The sequence below is a fragment of the Marinobacter sp. NFXS11 genome (genome assembly GCF_040148675.1).
Taxonomy (GTDB): Bacteria; Pseudomonadota; Gammaproteobacteria; order Pseudomonadales; family Oleiphilaceae; genus Marinobacter.
Genome location: NZ_JAGDDV010000001.1, coordinates 173666 through 192881, shown reverse-complemented (window position 1 = coordinate 192881; position 19216 = coordinate 173666). Strand labels below are relative to the sequence as shown.

Sequence of the window (19216 nt, the reverse complement as noted above, 5' to 3'; positions counted from 1 at the left end):
TTACTTGACCTTGGGGTCCAGCTCGCCAGAAGCGTAACGCTCAAACATGCGCTCAAGGTTAACCGGCTTGATCTTGCTGGCGTTGCCGGCACAACCGAAGGCTTCGTAGCGTGCGATGCACACTTCGGTCATGGCCTTCATGGTTTCCTTCAGGAATTTGCGCGGGTCGAACTCGGCCGGGTTTTCAGCCAGGAAGCGACGAACGGCGCCGGTGCTGGCCAGACGCAGGTCGGTGTCGATGTTGACCTTGCGCACGCCGTGCTTGATGCCCTCTACGATTTCTTCAACCGGCACGCCGTAGGTTTCCGGAATCTCACCACCGTATTCGTTGATGATCTTCAGCCATTCCTGGGGTACGGAGCTGGAGCCGTGCATAACCAGGTGGGTGTCTGGAATGCGCTTGTGGATGGCTTTGATTTGCTCGATGGCCAGGATGTCACCAGTCGGCGGACGGGTGAACTTGTAGGCGCCGTGGCTGGTGCCGATGGCGATTGCCAGGGCATCAACGTGGGTTTTCTTGACGAAGTCGGCCGCTTCTTCCGGGTCGGTCAGCATCTGGCTGTGGTCCAGGGTGCCTTCGGCGCCAATGCCGTCTTCTTCACCGGCCTGGCCGGTTTCCAGGGAGCCCAGGCAACCCAGCTCGCCTTCTACGGAGACACCACAGGCGTGGGCCATTTCAACGGTGCGACGGGTTACGTCGACGTTGTATTCGTAGTCGGTGGGGGTTTTACCGTCTTCACCGAGGGAGCCGTCCATCATCACGGAGCTGAAGCCCAGCTGGATGGAGCGCTGGCACACGGAGGGGCTGGTGCCATGATCCTGGTGCATGACCACCGGGATGTGCGGAAATTCTTCGATGGCCGCCAGGATCAGGTGGCGCAGGAAGGGCGCGCCGGCGTATTTACGGGCACCGGCGGACGCCTGGACAATCACCGGGGAGTCGGTTTTGTCGGCGGCTTCCATGATGGCGCGCATCTGTTCCAGGTTATTGACGTTAAAGGCTGGCACACCGTAACCATGCTCGGCGGCGTGATCCAGCATTTGCCGCATCGAAATCAGGGCCATGGGTCGTCTCCTTCATTTGGACTTTGAGTAGTTGAATTCTGTTTTTTTGCAGGACTCTACTGATCTGGCTTGGGAGTCTGCTGCGGCAGGTGGGGCCGCTTTCCGGAACACGCTGTGAATACGTCCCTGTACGCTTGACTGCAGCATCCATGCTGCAGACAGTCCCGGAAAGCGGCCCCCACCTGCCTTGCGATTCTGGCTTTGCGTTTTATTCGGCCAGAACCGTGCTTGTTTTTATTCTCCTCGTTCTTCCAGTACAGCTACTGCCGGGAGCGTCTTGCCTTCTACAAATTCCAGAAAGGCGCCACCACCAGTGGAGATATACGAGATTTTGTCAGCAACGCCGTACTTGTCAACGGCGGCGACCGTGTCACCACCGCCGGCCAGGGAGAAGGCGTCGCTTTCGGCGATCGCATCTGCGAGGGCTTTGGTGCCGTTACCGAACTGGTCGAATTCGAAAACGCCTACAGGACCGTTCCAGAGGATGGTTTTAGCGTTCTTCAATACGTCGGCGAACTTGCCGGCGGTTTCCGGGCCTACGTCGAGGATCATGTCGTCGTCGGTGACGTCGGAGATGTTCTTGACGGTTGCGGTTGCGGTTTCGGCGAACTCGCTGGCAACAACCACGTCTACTGGAAGCGGGATTTCAACGCGGCTGGCGATGTCTTTGGCGGTGTCGATCAGGTCGTGTTCACACAGGGATTTGCCAACCGGGTGACCAGCTGCCGCCAGGAAGGTGTTGGCGATGCCGCCGCCGACAATGATGGAGTCGCAAACCTTCTCCAGTGCATTCAGCACGTCAAGCTTGGTAGAAACCTTGGAGCCGCCAACGATGGCAACCACGGGCTTGGCCGGGTTATCCAGGGCTTTGCCAAGGGCTTCGAGTTCGGCCGCGAGCAGCGGGCCGGCGCAGGCTTCGGGAGCGAATTTTGCAACACCGTGTGTAGAAGCCTGGGCGCGATGGGCAGTGCCGAAGGCATCCATTACGTAGACGTCGCACAGGGCGGCGTACTTCTTCGCGAGGTCTTCGTTGTCTTTCTTTTCGCCCTTGTTAAAGCGAACGTTCTCGAACAGAACCACTTCACCATCAGCCACTTCAACACCGTCCAGGTAGTCCTTGATCAGGCGAACTTCCTGGCCCAGTACTTTGGTCAGGTGATCGGCAACGGGCTTCATGGAGGAGGCTTCGTCGTACACGCCTTCTTCCGGGCGGCCGAGGTGGGACATCAGCATGACTTTGGCACCGGCGTCTTTGGCGGCCTTGATGGTCGGCAGTGACGCGCGGATGCGGGCGTCGCTGGAGACTTTGCCGTCCCTGACCGGCACGTTCAGGTCTTCGCGGATCAGCACTCGCTTGCCAGCGAGGTTAAGGTCGGTCATTTTCTTGATGGCCATAACGTTCTTCCCTTGATCAGATCTTGCACACTTGAAATCTGGTCTGGCTGTCGGATTTTCACTACGTTCAATCCGACCTACGGTAGGTCGGTTCGAGCGCAGCGATAACCGACAATCAGGTTCTGTGTTTCGTCAGCCAGCTACGGCTGACATCGAGCATCCGGTTCGCGAACCCCCACTCATTATCGAACCAGCACAGCACTTTCACCATGGTGCCCCCGGTTACCCGGGTCTGGCCGCCGTCTACCACGCCGGAATGGGCGTCGTGATTGAAATCGGAGCTGGCCAGCAGTTCGTCGGTATAGCCGAGTATGCTCTTCAATGGGCCGTTGGCGGCCTCTTTTAACAGAGTATTCACCGTTGCCACGTCGGTTGCCTTGCCCACGTTGACCACCATGTCGATGGCCGAAACGTTCATGGTCGGTACCCGCATGGCCACCGAGCTGAACTTGCCTTCCATGTTGGGTAGCAGCCGCTCAATGCCCTTGGCGAGGCCGGTTTCCACCGGAACGATGTTGTGCAGGGCGCTGCGGGTTCGGCGCAGGTCCTGATGGTGGTAGGCGTCGATGACCGGTTGGTCATTCATTGCCGCGTGAATGGTGGTAGTACTGCCCTGCTCCACACCGAAGGCTTCGTCCAGCACCTTGATCACCGGCACCAGGCAGTTGGTGGTGCAGGAAGCCGCCGCAACGATCACATCGTCTGCCGTTAGGTCGGCGTGGTTGACGCCATAGACCACGGTGCGATCGACGTCTGACTCGGCCGGCTGCGAGAACAGCAGGCGCGTGGCACCCGAATCGATGTGCTTCTGGGCGGTCGCCCGATCAGAGAAGGCGCCGGAGCATTCCAGCACGAGGTCGACATCCAGCAGGCGCCAGGGCAGCTCGGCCGGGTCAGCATGACTCAAAACACGGATAGCATCGCCATTGACCATGAGGTCCTGGCCCGACACCGAAATATCACCCTGGAAGCGGCCATGGGTGGAGTCGTATCGGGTCAGGTGGGCAATGGTGTCGATGTCCGACAGCTCATTAATGGCGACCACCTGCAGGTGGTCGCGGAAGCCGTTTTCATAAAGCGCACGCAACACGCACTGGCCGATTCGGCCGTACCCGTTGATGGCAATGCGAAAAGGCGCAGAGTCTGTCATCAGGCGTCCAGCAGCTCAGCAGCCACTTCCAGGACATTGTCGACGGTGAAGCCGAATTCCTTGAACAGCTCGCCGGCCGGGGCGGACTCACCAAAGGTGGTCATGCCGATGATGCGACCGTCCAGGCCAACGTACTTGTACCAGTAGTCGGCAATGCCGGCTTCGATAGCAATGCGGTTGGTGACGTCCAGCGGCAGAACCTGTTGCTTGTACTCGGCGCTCTGGGCATCGAACACATCGGTGGACGGCATGGAGACCACGCGTACCTTTTTACCCTGCTCGCGCAGCGTGCTGGCAGCGTCCTGTGCCAGGGCGACTTCGGAGCCGGTGGCAATCAGGATCAGATCCGGTGTGCCTTCGCTGTCGGACAGGATGTAGGCGCCCTTCGCCACATCCGCCAGCTGCTGGGCATCGCGCGGTTGTGCCGGCAGGCCCTGACGGGAGAACACCATAGCTGTTGGGCCATCGGTGCGCTCGAGGGCTGCTTTCCAGGCTACTGCGGACTCCACAGTGTCCGCCGGACGCCACATGCTCATGTTGGGCGTGGTACGCAGGCTCGCCATTTGCTCGATCGGCTGGTGTGTCGGGCCGTCTTCGCCCAGGCCGATGGAGTCATGGGTGAATACGAAGATAGAACGCTGCTTCATCAGCGCGGCCATGCGCACGGCATTGCGGCAGTATTCCATGAAGATCAGGAAGGTCGCGCCGTAGGGCACGAAGCCACCGTGCAGGGCGATGCCGTTCATGATGGCGGCCATGCCGAATTCACGCACACCGTAGTAGATGTAGTTACCGCTGGCGTCTTCTTTGGTCAGACCCTTGGTGTCGGACCAGATGGTCAGGTTGGAGCCGGCCAGGTCGGCGGAGCCGCCCATCAGTTCCGGCAGCAGCGGGCCGTAGGCGTTCAGGGTGTTCTGGGAAGCCTTGCGGGAAGCCACGGTCTCGGCCTTGTCCTGACACTCCTGGATGTAAGCCTGGGCCTTTTCGGCAAAGTCGGCAGGCAGATCACCGGCCATGCGGCGTTTGAATTCCGCAGCCAGCTCGGGCTCGGCCTTTTCGTAGGCCGCGAACTTCTGCTCCCACTCGGACTGGGCAGCGGCGCCTTTTTCACGGGCATTCCAGGCACTGGCAATGTCGGCCGGGATTTCGAACGGACCGTGCTGCCAACCCAGTTGCTCGCGGGTCAGGGTGATTTCGTCATCACCCAGGGGGGCACCGTGACAGCTTTCCTTGCCCTGCTTGTTCGGGGAGCCGAAGCCGATGATGGTCTTGCAGCAGATCAGAGTCGGCTGGTCTGTGTTAGCGCGGGCCGCCTCGATGGCAGCGCGGACAGCGTCAGAATCGTGGCCATCCACGGCCGGAATCACCTGCCAGCCGTAGGACTCGAAGCGCTGCGGGGTGTTGTCGGTAAACCAGCCGTCCACTTCGCCGTCGATGGAAATACCATTGTCGTCATAGAACATAACCAGCTTACCCAGACCCAGGGTGCCGGCCAGAGACGCCACTTCGTGGGAGATGCCTTCCATCAGGCAGCCGTCGCCGAGGAACGCGTAAGTGTAGTGATCAACAATCTCGTGGCCCGGGCGATTGAACTGCGCCGCCAGGGACTTTTCGGCAATCGCAAAACCGACGGCATTGGCAATGCCCTGGCCCAGGGGGCCTGTGGTGGTTTCAATGCCCGGGGTGTAGCCGTATTCGGGATGACCCGGCGTCTTGGAATGCAGCTGACGGAAGTTCTTGATGTCTTCGATGGAAACGTCGTAACCGCTCAGGTGCAGCAGGGAATACTGCAGCATGGAGCCGTGACCGTTGGACAGCACGAAGCGGTCGCGGTTGGCCCACTGAGGGTTGGCCGGGTTGTGGTTCAGGTAATCGTTCCACAGTACCTCGGCGATATCCGCCATACCCATGGGCGCACCCGGGTGGCCGGACTTGGCTTTCTGAACCGCATCCATGCTCAGCGCGCGAATGGCGTTGGCGAGATCTTTACGAGACGGCATTGACGTTTCTCCAGTATTTTGCAGGAAAAGAATTCGTAGTGATTAAAGGGCGATCAAAATGAGGCGCGTATTTTCGCCGATTAGTGTGTGCCGGGGCAAATCGGCATGTGCCTGTTTCACGATTGTTTGCCTGCGGATTTCCGAAAGGGTCTGATTTCAAAGACCGATAAACCTATATCAAAATTTTTTGATATGCCTATTGATTGACCACCCGAAGCACCCTACACTTCGTCCCCATGACATCCATGAACGCACACGCCGACAACCTGTCCTCCGTGGAGGCACTGGCCCCGATCTTCAAAGCAAGCGGGGATCCGTTGCGCCTGGAGATTCTGCGTGTGTTGAGACGGGATACGTTCGGGGTTCTGGAGCTCAGCCAGTTGTTTGATATGCGCCAGTCCGGCATGAGCCACCACCTGAAGGTGATGAACAAGGCTGGGCTGCTGGAGCCCCAGCGGGAAGGCAATGCGATTTTTTATCGGCGTCCGCTGCATCTGGACAGTGACAAGCCGACTGACCAGACCATTCGACAGATATTCGAAGCGGTAGACCGGGTGCCGTTGCCGCCGCATCTGCAGGAGCGCATTGAGGCCATCCGCACACAGCGCGCAGACCAGTCCCAGGCTTTCTTTGCTCGCCATGCCGAGCAGTTCCGGGAGCAGCAGGAGCTAATCGCCGCCTTCGATCTTTATGCCGAACCGGTGGCGGAAATGATCCGCAAGAGGTCCCGCAAGCATGAATGGCAGGCGGCTCTGGAAATCGGCCCCGGTGAAGGCGCTTTCCTGCCGGTGCTGGCCGAGCTTTGCGGGCATGTGGTGGCCCTTGATAACAGCCGTGACATGCTGGCCAAAGCAACCCGGACCTGCATTGATGAACGACTGAACAACATTGACCTGATTGAGGGCGTTACCGATACCCTGCTGGCCCGGGGCGATGCGTTTGACCTGGTGGTTGCCAACATGGTTCTGCACCACGTGCCCAGCCCCGCGGACATCTTTCTGGATGCCGCAGCGCTGATGAACAACGGCGGCTGCTTTGTAATCAGCGATTTGTGCAGTCACGACCAGGACTGGGCAAAAACAAACTGCGGTGATCTCTGGCTGGGCTTTGAACCGGAAGAGCTCACAACCTGGGCAGCGGACGCCGGCCTGGTTGCCGGAGAGCAGTTGTTCATCGGCTTGCGGAACGGCTTCCAGGTTCAGGTTCGGGAATTCTGGAAACACGGCGGCCAGATTTGACGACCTGGATCGCAATATCAACAAATTTTGATATACGGATACGTAGTTTTACGTATCCTCACACAAATCAACAAACCCGATACCGGAAAGCGCTTTAAGAAAGTCGCTTACCGGACTGAATTTGAATCGCTCACAGAGGAGCATGTGTTATGGCTGACTACAACATCTTCACTTCCGAATCGGTCTCTGAAGGCCATCCGGACAAACTGGCAGACCAGATCTCTGATGCCGTGCTCGACGCCATCCTGACTGACGATCCCCATGCCCGCGTTGCCTGCGAAACCATGGTAAAAACCGGTGTGGCCATCGTTGGCGGTGAAATCACCACCAGTGCCTGGGTAGATCTGGAAGACCTGGTGCGCGGCGTGATCAAGGACATCGGTTACACCTCCTCGAAAGTGGGCTACGACGGCGACACCTGCGGCATCATCAACATTATCGGCAAACAGTCCGTCGATATCGCCCAGGGCGTCGACCGCAAGAAGCCGGAAGATCAGGGCGCTGGCGACCAGGGTCTGATGTTCGGCTATGCCAGCAACGAAACCGATGTGCTGATGCCGGCGCCGATCACCTTCTCTCACCGTCTGGTTCAGCGCCAGGCCGAGGCCCGCAAGAGCGGCCTGCTGCCGTGGCTGCGCCCGGACGCCAAGAGCCAGGTCACCTGCCGCTACGAAAATGGTCGGGTTGCCGGTATCGACGCAGTGGTTCTGTCCACTCAGCACGATGAAGACGTGACCCAGGAAGACCTGAAAGAAGCGGTGATGGAACTGATCGTCAAGCACGCGCTGCCAGCCGAACTGCTGCACAAGGACACCCAGTTCCATATCAACCCGACCGGCAAGTTCGTCATCGGTGGCCCCGTTGGTGACTGTGGCCTGACCGGCCGCAAGATCATCGTAGACACCTACGGCGGCATGGCACGCCACGGTGGCGGCGCTTTCTCCGGCAAGGACCCGTCCAAGGTTGACCGTTCCGCGGCTTACGCCGGCCGTTACGTAGCCAAGAACATCGTTGCCGCGGGCCTGGCCGACAAGTGTGAGATTCAGGTCTCCTACGCCATCGGCGTGGCTCAGCCGACGTCTATCTCCCTGAACACCTTCGGCACCGGCAAGATCAGCGACGACAAGATCATTGAACTGGTGCGCCAGAACTTCGATCTGCGCCCGTATGCGATCACTAACATGCTCGACCTACTGCACCCGATGTACCGGGCGACCGCAGCCTATGGCCATTTCGGCCGCGACCCCTATGAAATGACGGTGGGCGGCAAGACCTTCACTGCCTTCCCGTGGGAGAAGACCGATCGCGCCGCGGCCCTGAAGGATGCTGCTGGTATCTAAACCAATTTCGGGCGTATGTCATCAGGCATACGCCCAAGCCAAACTGACTGACAGGAGAACACCATGAGCACTCCCGCAGAAAAACTGAACAGCTTTGACGACTACAAAGTTCGCGACATTTCCCTGGCCGGCTGGGGCCGGAAGGAGATCAACATCGCTGAAGGCGAAATGCCGGCGCTGATGAAGCTCCGCGAGAAGTACAAATCCGAGCAGCCGCTGAAAGGCGCCAACGTGATGGGCTGTATCCACATGACCATCCAGACCGCCGTGCTGATCGAGACGCTGATTGAACTGGGTGCAAACGTGCGCTGGTCCTCGTGCAACATCTTCTCCACCCAGGACCAGGCCGCGGCAGCCATCGCCGCGCAGGGCATTCCCGTGTTTGCCTGGAAAGGCGAAACCGACGAAGAGTACGACTGGTGCCTGGAGCGCACCGTCGGAGCCGACGTAGACGGCTGGGAACCCAACATGATTCTGGACGACGGCGGCGATCTGACCGCGCTGCTCCATGAGAAGTACCCGGAAATCCTGGCTAACTGCCACGGCGTGACCGAAGAAACCACCACCGGTGTGCATCGTCTGCAGGAAATGCTGCGCGAGGGCACTCTGAAGGTACCGGCCATCAACGTGAACGACGCGGTCACCAAGGCCAAGAACGACAACAAATACGGTTGTCGCCACAGCCTGAATGACGCCATCAAGCGCGCTACCGACCACCTGATGGCAGGCAAGAAAGCCCTGGTGATCGGCTACGGTGATGTAGGCAAGGGCTCTGCTGCTTCGCTGCGCCAGGAAGGCATGATTGTAAAAGTGACCGAGGCCGACCCCATCTGTGCGATGCAGGCCTGCATGGACGGATTCGAAGTGGTGTCTCCGTACGTTGACGGCGTGAACACCGGTACCGAGTCTGCCGTGAACCGCGATCTGCTGCAGAACACCGATCTTCTCGTCACCACCACCGGCAACATGAACGTGTGCGACGCGCACATGCTGAAAGCCATCAAGTCTGGCGCGGTCGTATGCAACATCGGTCACTTCGACAACGAGATCGATACCGCCTACATGCGCAAGAACTGGGAATGGGACGAGGTGAAACCGCAGGTGCACGTTGTTTACCGCGACAAGGCCACCAACGACCACCTGATTCTGCTGTCCGAAGGCCGCCTGGTAAACCTGGGCAACGCCACCGGTCACCCCTCACGGATCATGGATGGCTCCTTTGCCAACCAGGTTCTGGCCCAGATGTATCTGTTCGAGCGCAAGTTCGCTGATCTTCCGGAAGATGCCCGTGAAAAAGGCGTATATGTGCAGGTTCTTCCCAAGCACCTGGACGAGGAAGTGGCCCGAGCCATGGTGGAAGGCTTTGGTGGCGTGATCACCAAGATGACGCCGGAGCAGGCCAAATACATCGGTGTACCGGTCGAAGGCCCGTACAAGCCAGAAAGCTACAAGTACTGATCGGGTAAACAGATGCAATCCCAGAAACAGTTCAAGCGCCGTTTCAGCTTTGAGTTTTTCCCGCCCAAGACCGACCAGGGCAAGGAAAAGCTGCAGAACGTGCGCAACCAGCTGGCCGAGGTGAACCCGGACTTTTTCTCGGTCACCTTCGGCGCCGGTGGTTCCACCCGGGACCGTACCATCGAGACCGTGCTCAACCTGCACAGCCAGGGCATTTCCACGGCACCGCATCTTTCCTGCGTCGGGGGCACCCGCCAGGAAATCGGCGAGCTGCTGGATCTGTATAAAGAGCATGGAATCAACCGGATTGTCGCCCTGCGGGGCGACATGCCCTCCGGTATGGGGGCCGCCGGTGAGCTGCGCTACGCCAATGAGCTGGTGGAGTTTATCCGCGAGCACAGCGGCGACACCTTTAACCTTGAAGTGGCGGCGTACCCTGAGTTTCATCCTCAGGCCCGCAATGCCGAAGAAGATCTGAAGAACTTTGCCCGCAAGGTTCACGCTGGCGCCAACAGCGCCATCACCCAGTACTTCTTCAATGCCGACAGCTACTTCTACTTCATCGACCGGCTGGAGAAAATGGGCGTTACCATTCCGGTGGTACCGGGCATCATGCCCATCGTCAACTTCTCCAATCTGGTTCGTTTCTCGGACATGTGCGGCGCGGAAATTCCGCGCTGGATTCGCAAACAGCTCGAAGCCTACGGCGACGACAGCGATTCCATCCGCAAGTTTGGTGAAGAAGTGGTCACCGAGATGTGCGAGAAACTACTGAAGGCCGGCGCGCCGGGCTTGCATTTCTATACCCTGAACCAGGTGGAACCCAGCATCAGCATCTGGAAGAACCTGGGCATTAGCGAGCGGGAGAAGATTGCTTTCTGAAGCGTCAGCGCTTTTATTCTCGCCATGAACAGGGGGTCAGATGAACGCTTTCATCTGACCCCCTTTTTCGTTCCCCTTCCGGTCAAACCTTCCCGCCAAGCATTTGATTTCCTGTGCACATCTGCGTAATAGTCTAGAGTGTATGTGATGCAGTTCCATCAACGCTCCCCGGAGATCGCAGTTAACAGCAGTGATTGGTCCGGCTTGCCTTACCGGGCAAATGGAGCCTCATAAGAAAGAAAAGGAGAATGTATGAGCACGAAGTGGCTGAAGACCGTAAGCGCCAGTCTCGCACTGACCGTTGCCGCAGGAACCGTGAGCGCAGAAACCCTGCGCGTCGTCACTGACCCGAGTTTCGTTCCGTTTGAAATGATGGACCAGGAAACCGGTGAGATGATCGGTTTCGACATGGAGATCATCCGCGAAGTCGCCGACCGTGCCGGTTTCGAGATTGACCTTAACACCATGGATTTCAACGGCATCATCCCGGCCCTGCAAACCGGTAACGTAGACATTGCCATTGCCGGCATCACCATTACTGAAGAACGTGAAGAAATCGTCGATTTCTCCGACCCGTATTACGACTCGGGTCTGCGCATCCTCGTTCGCGAGGGAAATGACGACGTAAGCGAATTCGACGACCTCGAAGGCAAGAAAATCGGCACCAAGATTGGCAGCACCAGTTATGACTACCTGGTCAAGAACCTTGACGCCGATGACGGTGTAACCCCTTACCCGGGCAGCTCTGACATGTACATGGCCCTGATGTCCCGCGCCATTGATGCTGTGTTCTACGATGCGCCGAACGTAGGCTACTTTGCCCGCACCAAAGGTGAAGGCAAAGTGACAACCGTCGGCCCGCTGTACGAAGGCCAGCAGTATGGCATTGCCCTCAAGAGTGGCAGTGAGTGGGTTGATGACGTAAACGACGCCCTAGCTGCCATGAAGGAAGATGGTACCTACAAGACCATCTACGAGAAGTGGTTTGGCCCCATGCCTGAAGGCATGTAAGGGCTCCCGGACCCCAGAGGTCTGATTCCCTGTGCCGGGGCACCCCCGCTCCGGCACTTCGTGACTCCAAAACTCTGCGGAGACTCTCACTGTGGAATTCCAGTTTCAGTTCGACTGGCAGGCTGCCATCGACTCCATCCCTTTTCTGATTAAAGGGATACCCTACACCCTGCTGATTTCCTTCGGCGGTCTTCTAATCGGTTTTGCTCTGGGCATATTCTTCGGCCTGTTAAGCATCAACAAGAAGTGGTTCCTGCGGTGGCCGGCAACCGCCTACATCGAAATCTTTCGTGGCACGCCGATCCTGGTCCAGGTCCTGTTTATTTTCTACGGCCTGCCCGACCTTATCGGTGGTCCTATTGATCCCCTGACAGCCGGCATTGCGGCCATCGCCCTGAACTCCGGCGCCTACATATCCGAGGTGGTCCGCGGTGGCGTTCAGTCCATCGACAAGGGCCAGACCGAAGCCGGGCTTTCCCTGGGGCTGTCCCGTACCCAGACCTTCTGGTCGGTTGTCTGGCCGCAGGCGTTCCGCCGGATGATTCCACCGCTGGGTAACCAGGCCATTGTCAGCATCAAGGACACGTCCCTGTTCTCGGTGATTGGCGTGGGTGAGCTGGTACGTCAGGGTCAGATCTACATCGCCAACACCTTTACCGCATTTGAAGTGTACTTTGTGGTGGCGATCCTCTACCTGGCCATCACCCTGTCCCTGTCCATCATTCTCCGCTTCGTTGAGCGGCGCGGACTGGCTTCTGTCTGAAGGAACGTTACCCATGACTCAGATTGTAAAAATGAAGGGCATGAACAAGTACTTCGGGAAACTGCATGTCCTTAAAGATATTGATCTTACCGTTGAACAGGGCGAAGTGGTGGTTATTATCGGCGCCAGTGGCTCCGGCAAATCCACCCTGATTCGCTGTGTGAACGGCCTTGAAGAATATGAATCCGGCACACTGGAGGTGGACGGTCAGCATCTTGCGCCCAAGAGCGGCAACCCAAAATCCCTGGCGGAAATCCGCAAGGAAGTCGGGATGGTGTTCCAGCAGTTCAACCTGTTCCCTCACCTCACGGTGAAGAAGAACATCATGCTGGCGCCCCAGAAGGTCAAGGATGCCCCCGAAACCGTTGCCAACGCTACCGCCGAGCGGTTGCTCAACCGGGTGGGTATCGGCAACCAGGCTGATAAATACCCCAGCCAGCTTTCCGGCGGCCAGCAACAGCGGGTTGCGATCGCCCGGGCCCTAGCCATGGAGCCGCGTCTGATGTTGTTCGACGAGCCTACTTCAGCGCTGGACCCGGAAATGATCGGTGAAGTGCTGGACGTTATGCGGGAGCTCGCCAAGGAAGGCATGACCATGATGGTCGTTACCCACGAAATGGGCTTCGCCCGGGAAGTGGCTGACCGCGTGATCTACATTCACGAAGGTGCGATCGTGGAACAGGGCAAACCCCATGACGTGTTCGACAACCCACAGAACGAACGCACCCAGGCGTTTCTTTCGCGGGTTCTTGCGCACTGAGCCAAGCCGGTTTCGAAAGCCTCCGCTTGCGGGGGCTTTTTTCTTGAACGTGTCCAGTCTCGCAACGGCATCTTAGGCAATGTTGTCCAGTTGGGCCTGTAATTGATGATCAACCCGACGTACCTCCCTCACGAGATTCACGCCCATACTCACTCCGGCCACGTCCATCAAATCAGTCGGAATCGCTCTTCTCTGCGTTTCGGAGAACCAGGTCAGCACATCTATCAGATGCCAGAGCGCACTCGCGCCCTCATGGACCGGCAACGGGAAACTGGCCAGATGAGTTTGAATGAGTTTACGCATGTTCTGGCGGGAGAAGTTCAACAAGCTAGCCATATCGGAGATACCAACAAGGTCCGGGCCTGCCTCGACCAACCGGGCTTCTGGCACTGCTTTCTTTACTTGCTGAAGTGCACTCAGCATGGCTTTTTCGGCTGACTCTGCCTCCCGGGTGAAATTCAAAGCCAGCCGGCCTTTTTGGCCAAGGCCAATGATGGAATCGTCGCAACCCGACTCAAACAGCGCGGATTCCAGAGCCTCTTGTTCAAGACCAGTTGGAACTGAAAATGTGAGCGTGAAGTCATATTCACGATTCATGGTCTTTACCTCCAGCATTTCGATTTCCGGTGCAGTTATCAACGATACGACGAATCTGCTTTGCGTGGTTCTGCGAGTTTTTGGGCGTGCTCCAGATACTGGCAACACAGAACTCTCCGCACCGACAATCCTTGGTATTGAACGGGCAATACATCCGCCCCCAGGCGTGGCCCTTTCTAATCTCGATCCGCCAGCCGTGTAATTCGGCGTAAGCCACGGCCTCTTCAATATATTTGTTCGCGTGTCTCTTGCGGGGCATTCTTGCCATTCCTTGGGCAAATAATATACATTAAGGTTGTCATATGACAACCTTAATGTATCTCATCTCATAGACTGGATCACCAAATTGGCGACCAGGGTGGTAATGACGGCCAGATACATGAGAAGCATTGGCGTTATAACCCAGGCTTGCCAACTTCGCGGCAAGGGCACGGCCGGATCGCCTAGTAAAGACGCGCGTTGCTGGAAAAACGGAGAGGGAATCGCTCGGAAGATCAGATAAGCAAATACATTACTGCTTCTCATCAATCGCCCAATGATCTTTCCTTGCCAAATGTACCTTGCCGCTGAAATACCTCCTCTCTCAGTCGCCACCCGAGCTTCAATCAAAACCGTATAGCGAAAACCGAGCGTGAAGATAAGGAGTAAGGGCATAAGTCCAATAAAAAGACTCAGATAACCAATATGCGCCAACGTATAAATCATTTCGGGGTTTTCTTATTCAATCTGCATAAATATACCCGCCAGCAGAACAACCGCGAGCACTCCATACATCGACAACACAGGCACCAGACACCACGCTTGCCAGAGCCTCGGCAGCGGAACATCTGAGTCGCCCAACGTCGATGCTCGCTTGCGGCAGAAACGAGACGACCGACAAGCGCCTCTGACCAGATCTGGCTGGTACTGGAAAGACTGCCAGAATGCTTCGCGACTCGTTGCTCTATTTTTTGGGCATAACGAAAACCCATGGTCACGATCACAAAGATGAACAACAGGTTCAGCAGAATGCCTCCAGCCACCACATGTGCTGCAAAGATTCGCCATTCATCACTCACGGTTGCTCGCCCCATCGCTCGGTTTTGTAAGAGAAAAAGGGGCTGCTCACAGCGGGCGACTTTTCACTCAACAATCACCAAAAAAATTGCCGACAATGCAAAGATCATTGCGCAGACAAAAGTAAAGCTGACAGGGATAAGCGCCCACAGCTTTAAATTCCTGGGAGTCGCCTTATCCTCTGTACCCATTCGCAACGCAACTTTGCTACCGATCACAGGGAGATTCCTGTAGGTGAAAAAGGACCAGACGTTCATGGCACGAATCCACCTTCCCCAGGGGCCATCGCCCCACAGAGTTTTTGTCATATCCAGGTAGGCGCCGGGCGCGGCAATCTTGGCCTCTACCACGCGTATCCTCGAAAACGCTACTGTCACTGTAAACAGAATTCCCAGTAAGCCGCCTATCATGGAGGCAATCCCCAAGAACGCTGAAATAACTGTGAGTGCCTCGATCATCAGCAATGACCTAAGTGATATTGGTGCCCATCATGGCGTCACCTTCACTACGCATTTCTCTTTTGCGTAACGACGGCTCAACGTCCTACCTGGCGGGCGCGGGGATGACCCCTTTGTCAATGTAATGCTGCACCTGCGCTTGATAGCCGGAGGGGTCACCATTTGCAGCTTCAGCACGTGATTCGTCGATTACCGGGGCGGCAAAACCTGAATCTTCGTCACCCGCGCAATCCCGACACGATGCTCGCCACCACGCCAGAGCCTGGCCTTTGCCTGAGAAGCCAACGATAAAGTAATGCCCATACTTCGGCGTCGGATAATCTTCGAACCACTCGGCAACGGTCTCACTGAATTCCTCGGGCATGGGTAGCGAGACCTCGTAAAATTTCTGCTCCCTGTGCGAAAACCAGCGGGCTTCGATCAGTTCCGGAACTGGTGCCGGGTCCATAACAATTCGGCCGCCAGTTGGAGGCGTTTGATCATACCCGTAACTGATTGCTCCACCGGGTATTCTGCGGTCGCCGTTCAGGGTTACCTCTTCAACCCAGACCGGCCACCCGGATGGCCCCCCGGAGACGATGACGGTGTATTCATAGGTTTTTCTCTCCGAAGAGCAGGCAACAAGGCCAGTGATCAACACCAACAACACCATCTGGCGGCTGATGGCGAGACAATTTGCAACGTGCTTTGTCATGGTCGTGCAGTGACCTCTTGTTGTTGGACGGCTAACGAGGGCCTGTTATAGAAGATCCTTCTCTTACCAGAGTTCTCAGGAAGGTGAGGCAATACATCCTCTCGATGTGAGGTATGCATGTATTTCCCCAAATACTTCCTAGCGGAAAAGAGGTTGGCTCCAGCTTCCTGCCAAGCGTCAATAGCTTTCTTAAGGTCATCGGGGATTCTGTGGTTGGCGTTTGACAAACCCATAGGCGACATGGGCAGGCCCTCTGATAGTGCCATCTCATACATAAGGTGAAGAGCATGAATCGCCAATTCCTTTCGAGTTGCTCGCCTCTCCTCCGCGATTACATCGGTGCCCTCAACGCGAGCCTGGATGTTGCGGTGATCATTTCGGTTAAGCGCTTCAATTTTTTTCTGGGCACTCTGGATTGTCCGATAATTCATACCGTGACCAGAAAAGACTCTGACAGTGAAGATTTCGTGATTCTGGATACCTCCAACCGGATTTTCATAACCCCCACCAACATCCGAGTGGACACCCGGCAATGCTATCTCTGAGAAATTGGATGGAAGTCCAGCAGGTTCCCGAATACTCGAAAGGGGGAAGTTTCTACGGATCTCATGATGAGCGGTCAGATGAACAATCCTGTCGGCACTGTCCGGCCTGAGATTGACATTAAAATCCAGGTTATTTTGATTTCCGGGAAGATAGAAGCTTCCTACAGTATCGAATAATCCTATAAATCCGACTCTTGCAGTGATATCGCGAGGAAACGCATTTAACTTACGAAAGCTAACTACCGACGTTGACAGGCTCGGCTCATTTATCTCTGGCAAAATTATTGAGGCGGGCCACTCATTAACGAGATTCACGAAATGCCGGGCCAGCGCGGCTCCCCTGCTAAACCCGAAAACATCCAACACAACTACATCAGGCTTACTTTCGTCCAGAATGTCGTTGAGTGCAGTGATCGCTGTCTGAATCCGTTTGTGGCCCCCTTCGGGACCTACCCCCAAGGCCAAACCAATTATGTCTTCGCGAGCGTCAAAGCCGTCTGGCGCGATATGCCCGGCAATCGTTCCTGGCCCGGGGATGTAAATCCGCTCTGAATTTGCTCCAGACTCGTATAGATCAAACAACTTCGCGACATTGGTAATATCCCTATCTGGCAGGTGTTTGTCGTTGTCTTTGTGGTTGCCAGTTCCATCGAAGAAGATGCCTATTCTCAGCGAATTTCCAGATTTATCTCGCTTGTTAGGACGAGTAAGAATCTTATCTTGACTATGCTTCAAATCGGCGTCATCGGCACGACTACCGTCTCGCAATTGAGATGGCCCAGTCTTCATTTCTGCATCCAAAAGACCCTCAACTCCACTCTTGGATTCTGCAGCATCAAAGATCCTGCCCAACTTCGCAGGGGCGCTGGATACTCCCGAAAATGACGCAGGCATGTGGGTATCCCCAATAACCACAGACCCCGACCCGATCGTCACACCGCCACATGAAATCGCGCCACCTGTCACCGCCGCCGGTTTGCCATTGATCATGACCGTTGCAGAACCACCGGTAATGGTGCGCGGATGGGGCGGATGTTTGGGTTTGGAATGGGGTGCCAGCGGGTCGCCTACCCGGGCGACGGGCTTGCCATCAATCAGGACATCAGGGGAACCGGCAATCACCGGCGTGGGCGGGAAACCTTCGTGATCGGAGCCAAGGTCTCCGAGCAGAACAATCGCTTTACTCATGTCGCGTCCTCTGCGTTTTTGCGGGGCCATCCTGGCCCTTCGAGTGTAGGCCGGTAGTTTATACCGAAGCACTCTTCCGGCCAAATCGTTCGATCTCAGAGTGTGATGGAATCAAACAGGTGGAAAACGTCAGGAAATACCGGGCCAGGTCGGCCTGAAATCCGGGTGGCCGACATCCGCTGTTAACTGTAATATTCGCACAGGTTAACAGCCGATATTTGAGAACCTGACTGACTTACCGGAGACTCACCATGCGTAATGCCGATCTCGTCGCCCGCGGCCTGAAATCCGTGTGGCACCCCTGCACCCAGATGAAAGACCACGAAGGCGCCGTGCCCCTGGTGCCCATCAAGCGGGGCGAAGGTGTCTGGCTGGAAGATTTTGAAGGCAACCGCTTTATAGACGCCGTCAGCTCCTGGTGGGTCAACCTGTTCGGCCACGCCAATCCGAGAATCAACGCCGCAATACAGGATCAGATCGGCAAGCTGGAACACGTTATTCTGGCCGGCTTTACCCATGAGCCGGTGGTCAACCTGTCCGAGCGCCTCATAGAGGTTACTCCGCCGGGCCTGAACAAGGCTTTTTATGCCGACAACGGCTCCTCAGCCATCGAAGCCGCCCTGAAGATGAGCTTCCACTACTGGAAGAACCACGGAAAGCCAGGCAAGAAGAACTTCGTGAACCTGAGCAACAGCTATCACGGTGAAACCCTGGGGGCTCTCGCGCTTGGCGATGTCTCGCTCTACAAAGACACCTACCAGCCACTGCTGATGGAAGTACTGACCGCACCCTCCCCCGACGCCTTTAATAAAGAGCCCGGAGAAACCGACGAAGCTTACGCCCTGCGTCAGTTTGAGGCCATGGAGAAGCTGTTGGCCGAAAAGCACGACGAAATCTGTGCCGTGGTCGTGGAACCACTGATCCAGTGCGCCGGCGGTATGCGCATGCACCACCCGATTTATCACACCAAACTGCGGGAAGCCTGCGACCGATATGGCGTGCACCTGATTGCCGACGAGATCGCGGTAGGCTTTGGCCGCACCGGCACCCTGTTTGCCTGCGAACAGTCGGGCATCACGCCGGACTTCATGTGCCTGTCCAAAGGGCTCACCGCCGGCTACCTGCCTCTGTCCGTAGTGCTGACTACCGATGACGTCTACAACGCCTTCTACGACGACTATGAAACCCTCAAAGCGTTCCTGCACAGCCACAGCTATACCGGCAACCCGATCGGCTGCGCGGTAGCCCTGGCTACCCTGGACATCTTCCGGGATGACAACGTCATCGAAAGCAACCGCAGGCTCTCTACCTGCATGGCCGAATCCGTCGCACATCTTGCGGACCACCCCAATGTCGGGGACATCCGCCAGCACGGTATGACCCTCGCTGTGGAAATGGTGAAAGATAAAGCGTCGAAAACGCCCTTCCCCTGGCAGGAACGCCGTGGCATTCGCGTTTACCAGCATGCATTAACGCGCCAGGCCTTGCTTCGCCCCCTGGGTAATGTGGTTTACTTCATGCCGCCTTACGTGATCACCGAAGAGCAGATTCGCCACCTGGCCCAGGTTGCAACGGAAGGCATCGAGATCGCGGTTCGAGACTGACAACTGCCAGGA

The 19216-nt window shown here is 56.8% G+C and carries 19 protein-coding genes; 8 read left to right on the top strand and 11 right to left on the bottom strand.

The genetic code is table 11. From position 1 onward, the window contains the following. From fba to tkt, 4 genes are all read right to left on the bottom strand, one after another. Entirely contained in the window at positions 1-1065 is a 1065-nt protein-coding gene (gene fba, locus J3362_RS00885; protein WP_349517687.1) for a class II fructose-bisphosphate aldolase, read from the bottom strand. Positions 1066-1299: 234 nt separating this feature from the next. Continuing rightward, on the bottom strand, positions 1300-2460 hold the full coding sequence (locus J3362_RS00880; RefSeq protein ID WP_349517686.1) for a phosphoglycerate kinase: 1161 nt from the start codon (positions 2458-2460) through the stop codon (positions 1300-1302). Between the two features lie 115 nt (positions 2461-2575). Further along, complete coding sequence (gene gap / locus J3362_RS00875) at positions 2576-3610, bottom strand: type I glyceraldehyde-3-phosphate dehydrogenase (RefSeq protein ID WP_349517685.1); 1035 nt, start codon at positions 3608-3610, stop codon at positions 2576-2578. Further along, positions 3610-5610, bottom strand: coding sequence for a transketolase (gene tkt, locus J3362_RS00870; RefSeq protein ID WP_349517684.1), 2001 nt, complete (start codon positions 5608-5610; stop codon positions 3610-3612). The genes gap and tkt overlap by 1 nt, the downstream gene beginning before the upstream one ends. A gap of 236 nt (positions 5611-5846) precedes the next feature. Here tkt and J3362_RS00865 point away from each other — a divergent pair, with 236 nt between their 5' ends. The 7 genes from J3362_RS00865 (at position 5847) to J3362_RS00835 (ending at position 13062) form a co-directional block, all read left to right on the top strand. Beyond that, positions 5847-6848, top strand: coding sequence for an ArsR/SmtB family transcription factor (locus tag J3362_RS00865; RefSeq protein WP_349517683.1), 1002 nt, complete (start codon positions 5847-5849; stop codon positions 6846-6848). 149 nt (positions 6849-6997) lie between these two features. Then, positions 6998-8188 carry a methionine adenosyltransferase gene (gene metK, locus J3362_RS00860; RefSeq protein WP_349517682.1) on the top strand — a complete coding sequence of 397 codons (1191 nt, stop codon included), beginning with the start codon at positions 6998-7000 and terminating at the stop codon, positions 8186-8188. Between the two features lie 63 nt (positions 8189-8251). Next, a complete protein-coding gene (gene ahcY, locus J3362_RS00855; protein ID WP_349517681.1) occupies positions 8252-9646 on the top strand; it encodes an adenosylhomocysteinase in 1395 nt (464 codons plus the stop codon). Between the two features lie 12 nt (positions 9647-9658). Next, positions 9659-10528: a methylenetetrahydrofolate reductase [NAD(P)H] gene (gene metF / locus J3362_RS00850; RefSeq protein ID WP_349517680.1), complete on the top strand. Its 870-nt coding sequence runs from the start codon at positions 9659-9661 to the stop codon at positions 10526-10528. A 252-nt stretch (positions 10529-10780) separates the two neighbouring features. After that, positions 10781-11539 (top strand): transporter substrate-binding domain-containing protein, encoded by a 759-nt coding sequence (locus tag J3362_RS00845; protein ID WP_349517679.1) that lies wholly within the window; start codon positions 10781-10783, stop codon positions 11537-11539. Positions 11540-11630: 91 nt separating this feature from the next. Next, entirely contained in the window at positions 11631-12302 is a 672-nt protein-coding gene (locus J3362_RS00840; RefSeq protein WP_014578168.1) for an amino acid ABC transporter permease, read from the top strand. Between the two features lie 13 nt (positions 12303-12315). Further along, positions 12316-13062, top strand: coding sequence for an amino acid ABC transporter ATP-binding protein (locus J3362_RS00835; protein WP_148609100.1), 747 nt, complete (start codon positions 12316-12318; stop codon positions 13060-13062). A 72-nt stretch (positions 13063-13134) separates the two neighbouring features. On the opposite strand, the gene J3362_RS00830 is transcribed toward J3362_RS00835, so the two are convergent. From J3362_RS00830 to J3362_RS00800, 7 genes are all read right to left on the bottom strand, one after another. Then, positions 13135-13767, bottom strand: coding sequence for a hypothetical protein (locus tag J3362_RS00830; protein WP_349517677.1), 633 nt, complete (start codon positions 13765-13767; stop codon positions 13135-13137). Further along, a complete protein-coding gene (locus J3362_RS00825; protein ID WP_502882395.1) occupies positions 13649-13918 on the bottom strand; it encodes a hypothetical protein in 270 nt (89 codons plus the stop codon). Before J3362_RS00825 ends, J3362_RS00830 begins: the two co-directional genes overlap by 119 nt. A 62-nt stretch (positions 13919-13980) precedes the next feature. After that, the gene (locus tag J3362_RS00820; RefSeq protein ID WP_349517675.1) at positions 13981-14364 is read right to left on the bottom strand and encodes a hypothetical protein; all 384 of its coding nucleotides are present in this window, start codon (positions 14362-14364) and stop codon (positions 13981-13983) included. Continuing rightward, positions 14361-14717, bottom strand: coding sequence for a hypothetical protein (locus J3362_RS00815; protein ID WP_349517674.1), 357 nt, complete (start codon positions 14715-14717; stop codon positions 14361-14363). The genes J3362_RS00820 and J3362_RS00815 overlap by 4 nt, the downstream gene beginning before the upstream one ends. 63 nt (positions 14718-14780) lie before the next feature. Next, the gene (locus tag J3362_RS00810; protein WP_202347840.1) at positions 14781-15173 is read right to left on the bottom strand and encodes a hypothetical protein; all 393 of its coding nucleotides are present in this window, start codon (positions 15171-15173) and stop codon (positions 14781-14783) included. Between the two features lie 85 nt (positions 15174-15258). After that, positions 15259-15867: a DUF2931 family protein gene (locus J3362_RS00805; protein ID WP_349517672.1), complete on the bottom strand. Its 609-nt coding sequence runs from the start codon at positions 15865-15867 to the stop codon at positions 15259-15261. After that, positions 15864-17600 (bottom strand): type VI secretion system PAAR protein, encoded by a 1737-nt coding sequence (locus J3362_RS00800; protein ID WP_349517671.1) that lies wholly within the window; start codon positions 17598-17600, stop codon positions 15864-15866. Before J3362_RS00800 ends, J3362_RS00805 begins: the two co-directional genes overlap by 4 nt. A 251-nt stretch (positions 17601-17851) precedes the next feature. Between J3362_RS00800 and J3362_RS00795 the strand changes: the two genes are divergently transcribed. Continuing rightward, positions 17852-19204: an adenosylmethionine--8-amino-7-oxononanoate transaminase gene (locus tag J3362_RS00795; RefSeq protein ID WP_349517670.1), complete on the top strand. Its 1353-nt coding sequence runs from the start codon at positions 17852-17854 to the stop codon at positions 19202-19204. Positions 19205-19216 lie beyond the last annotated feature (12 nt).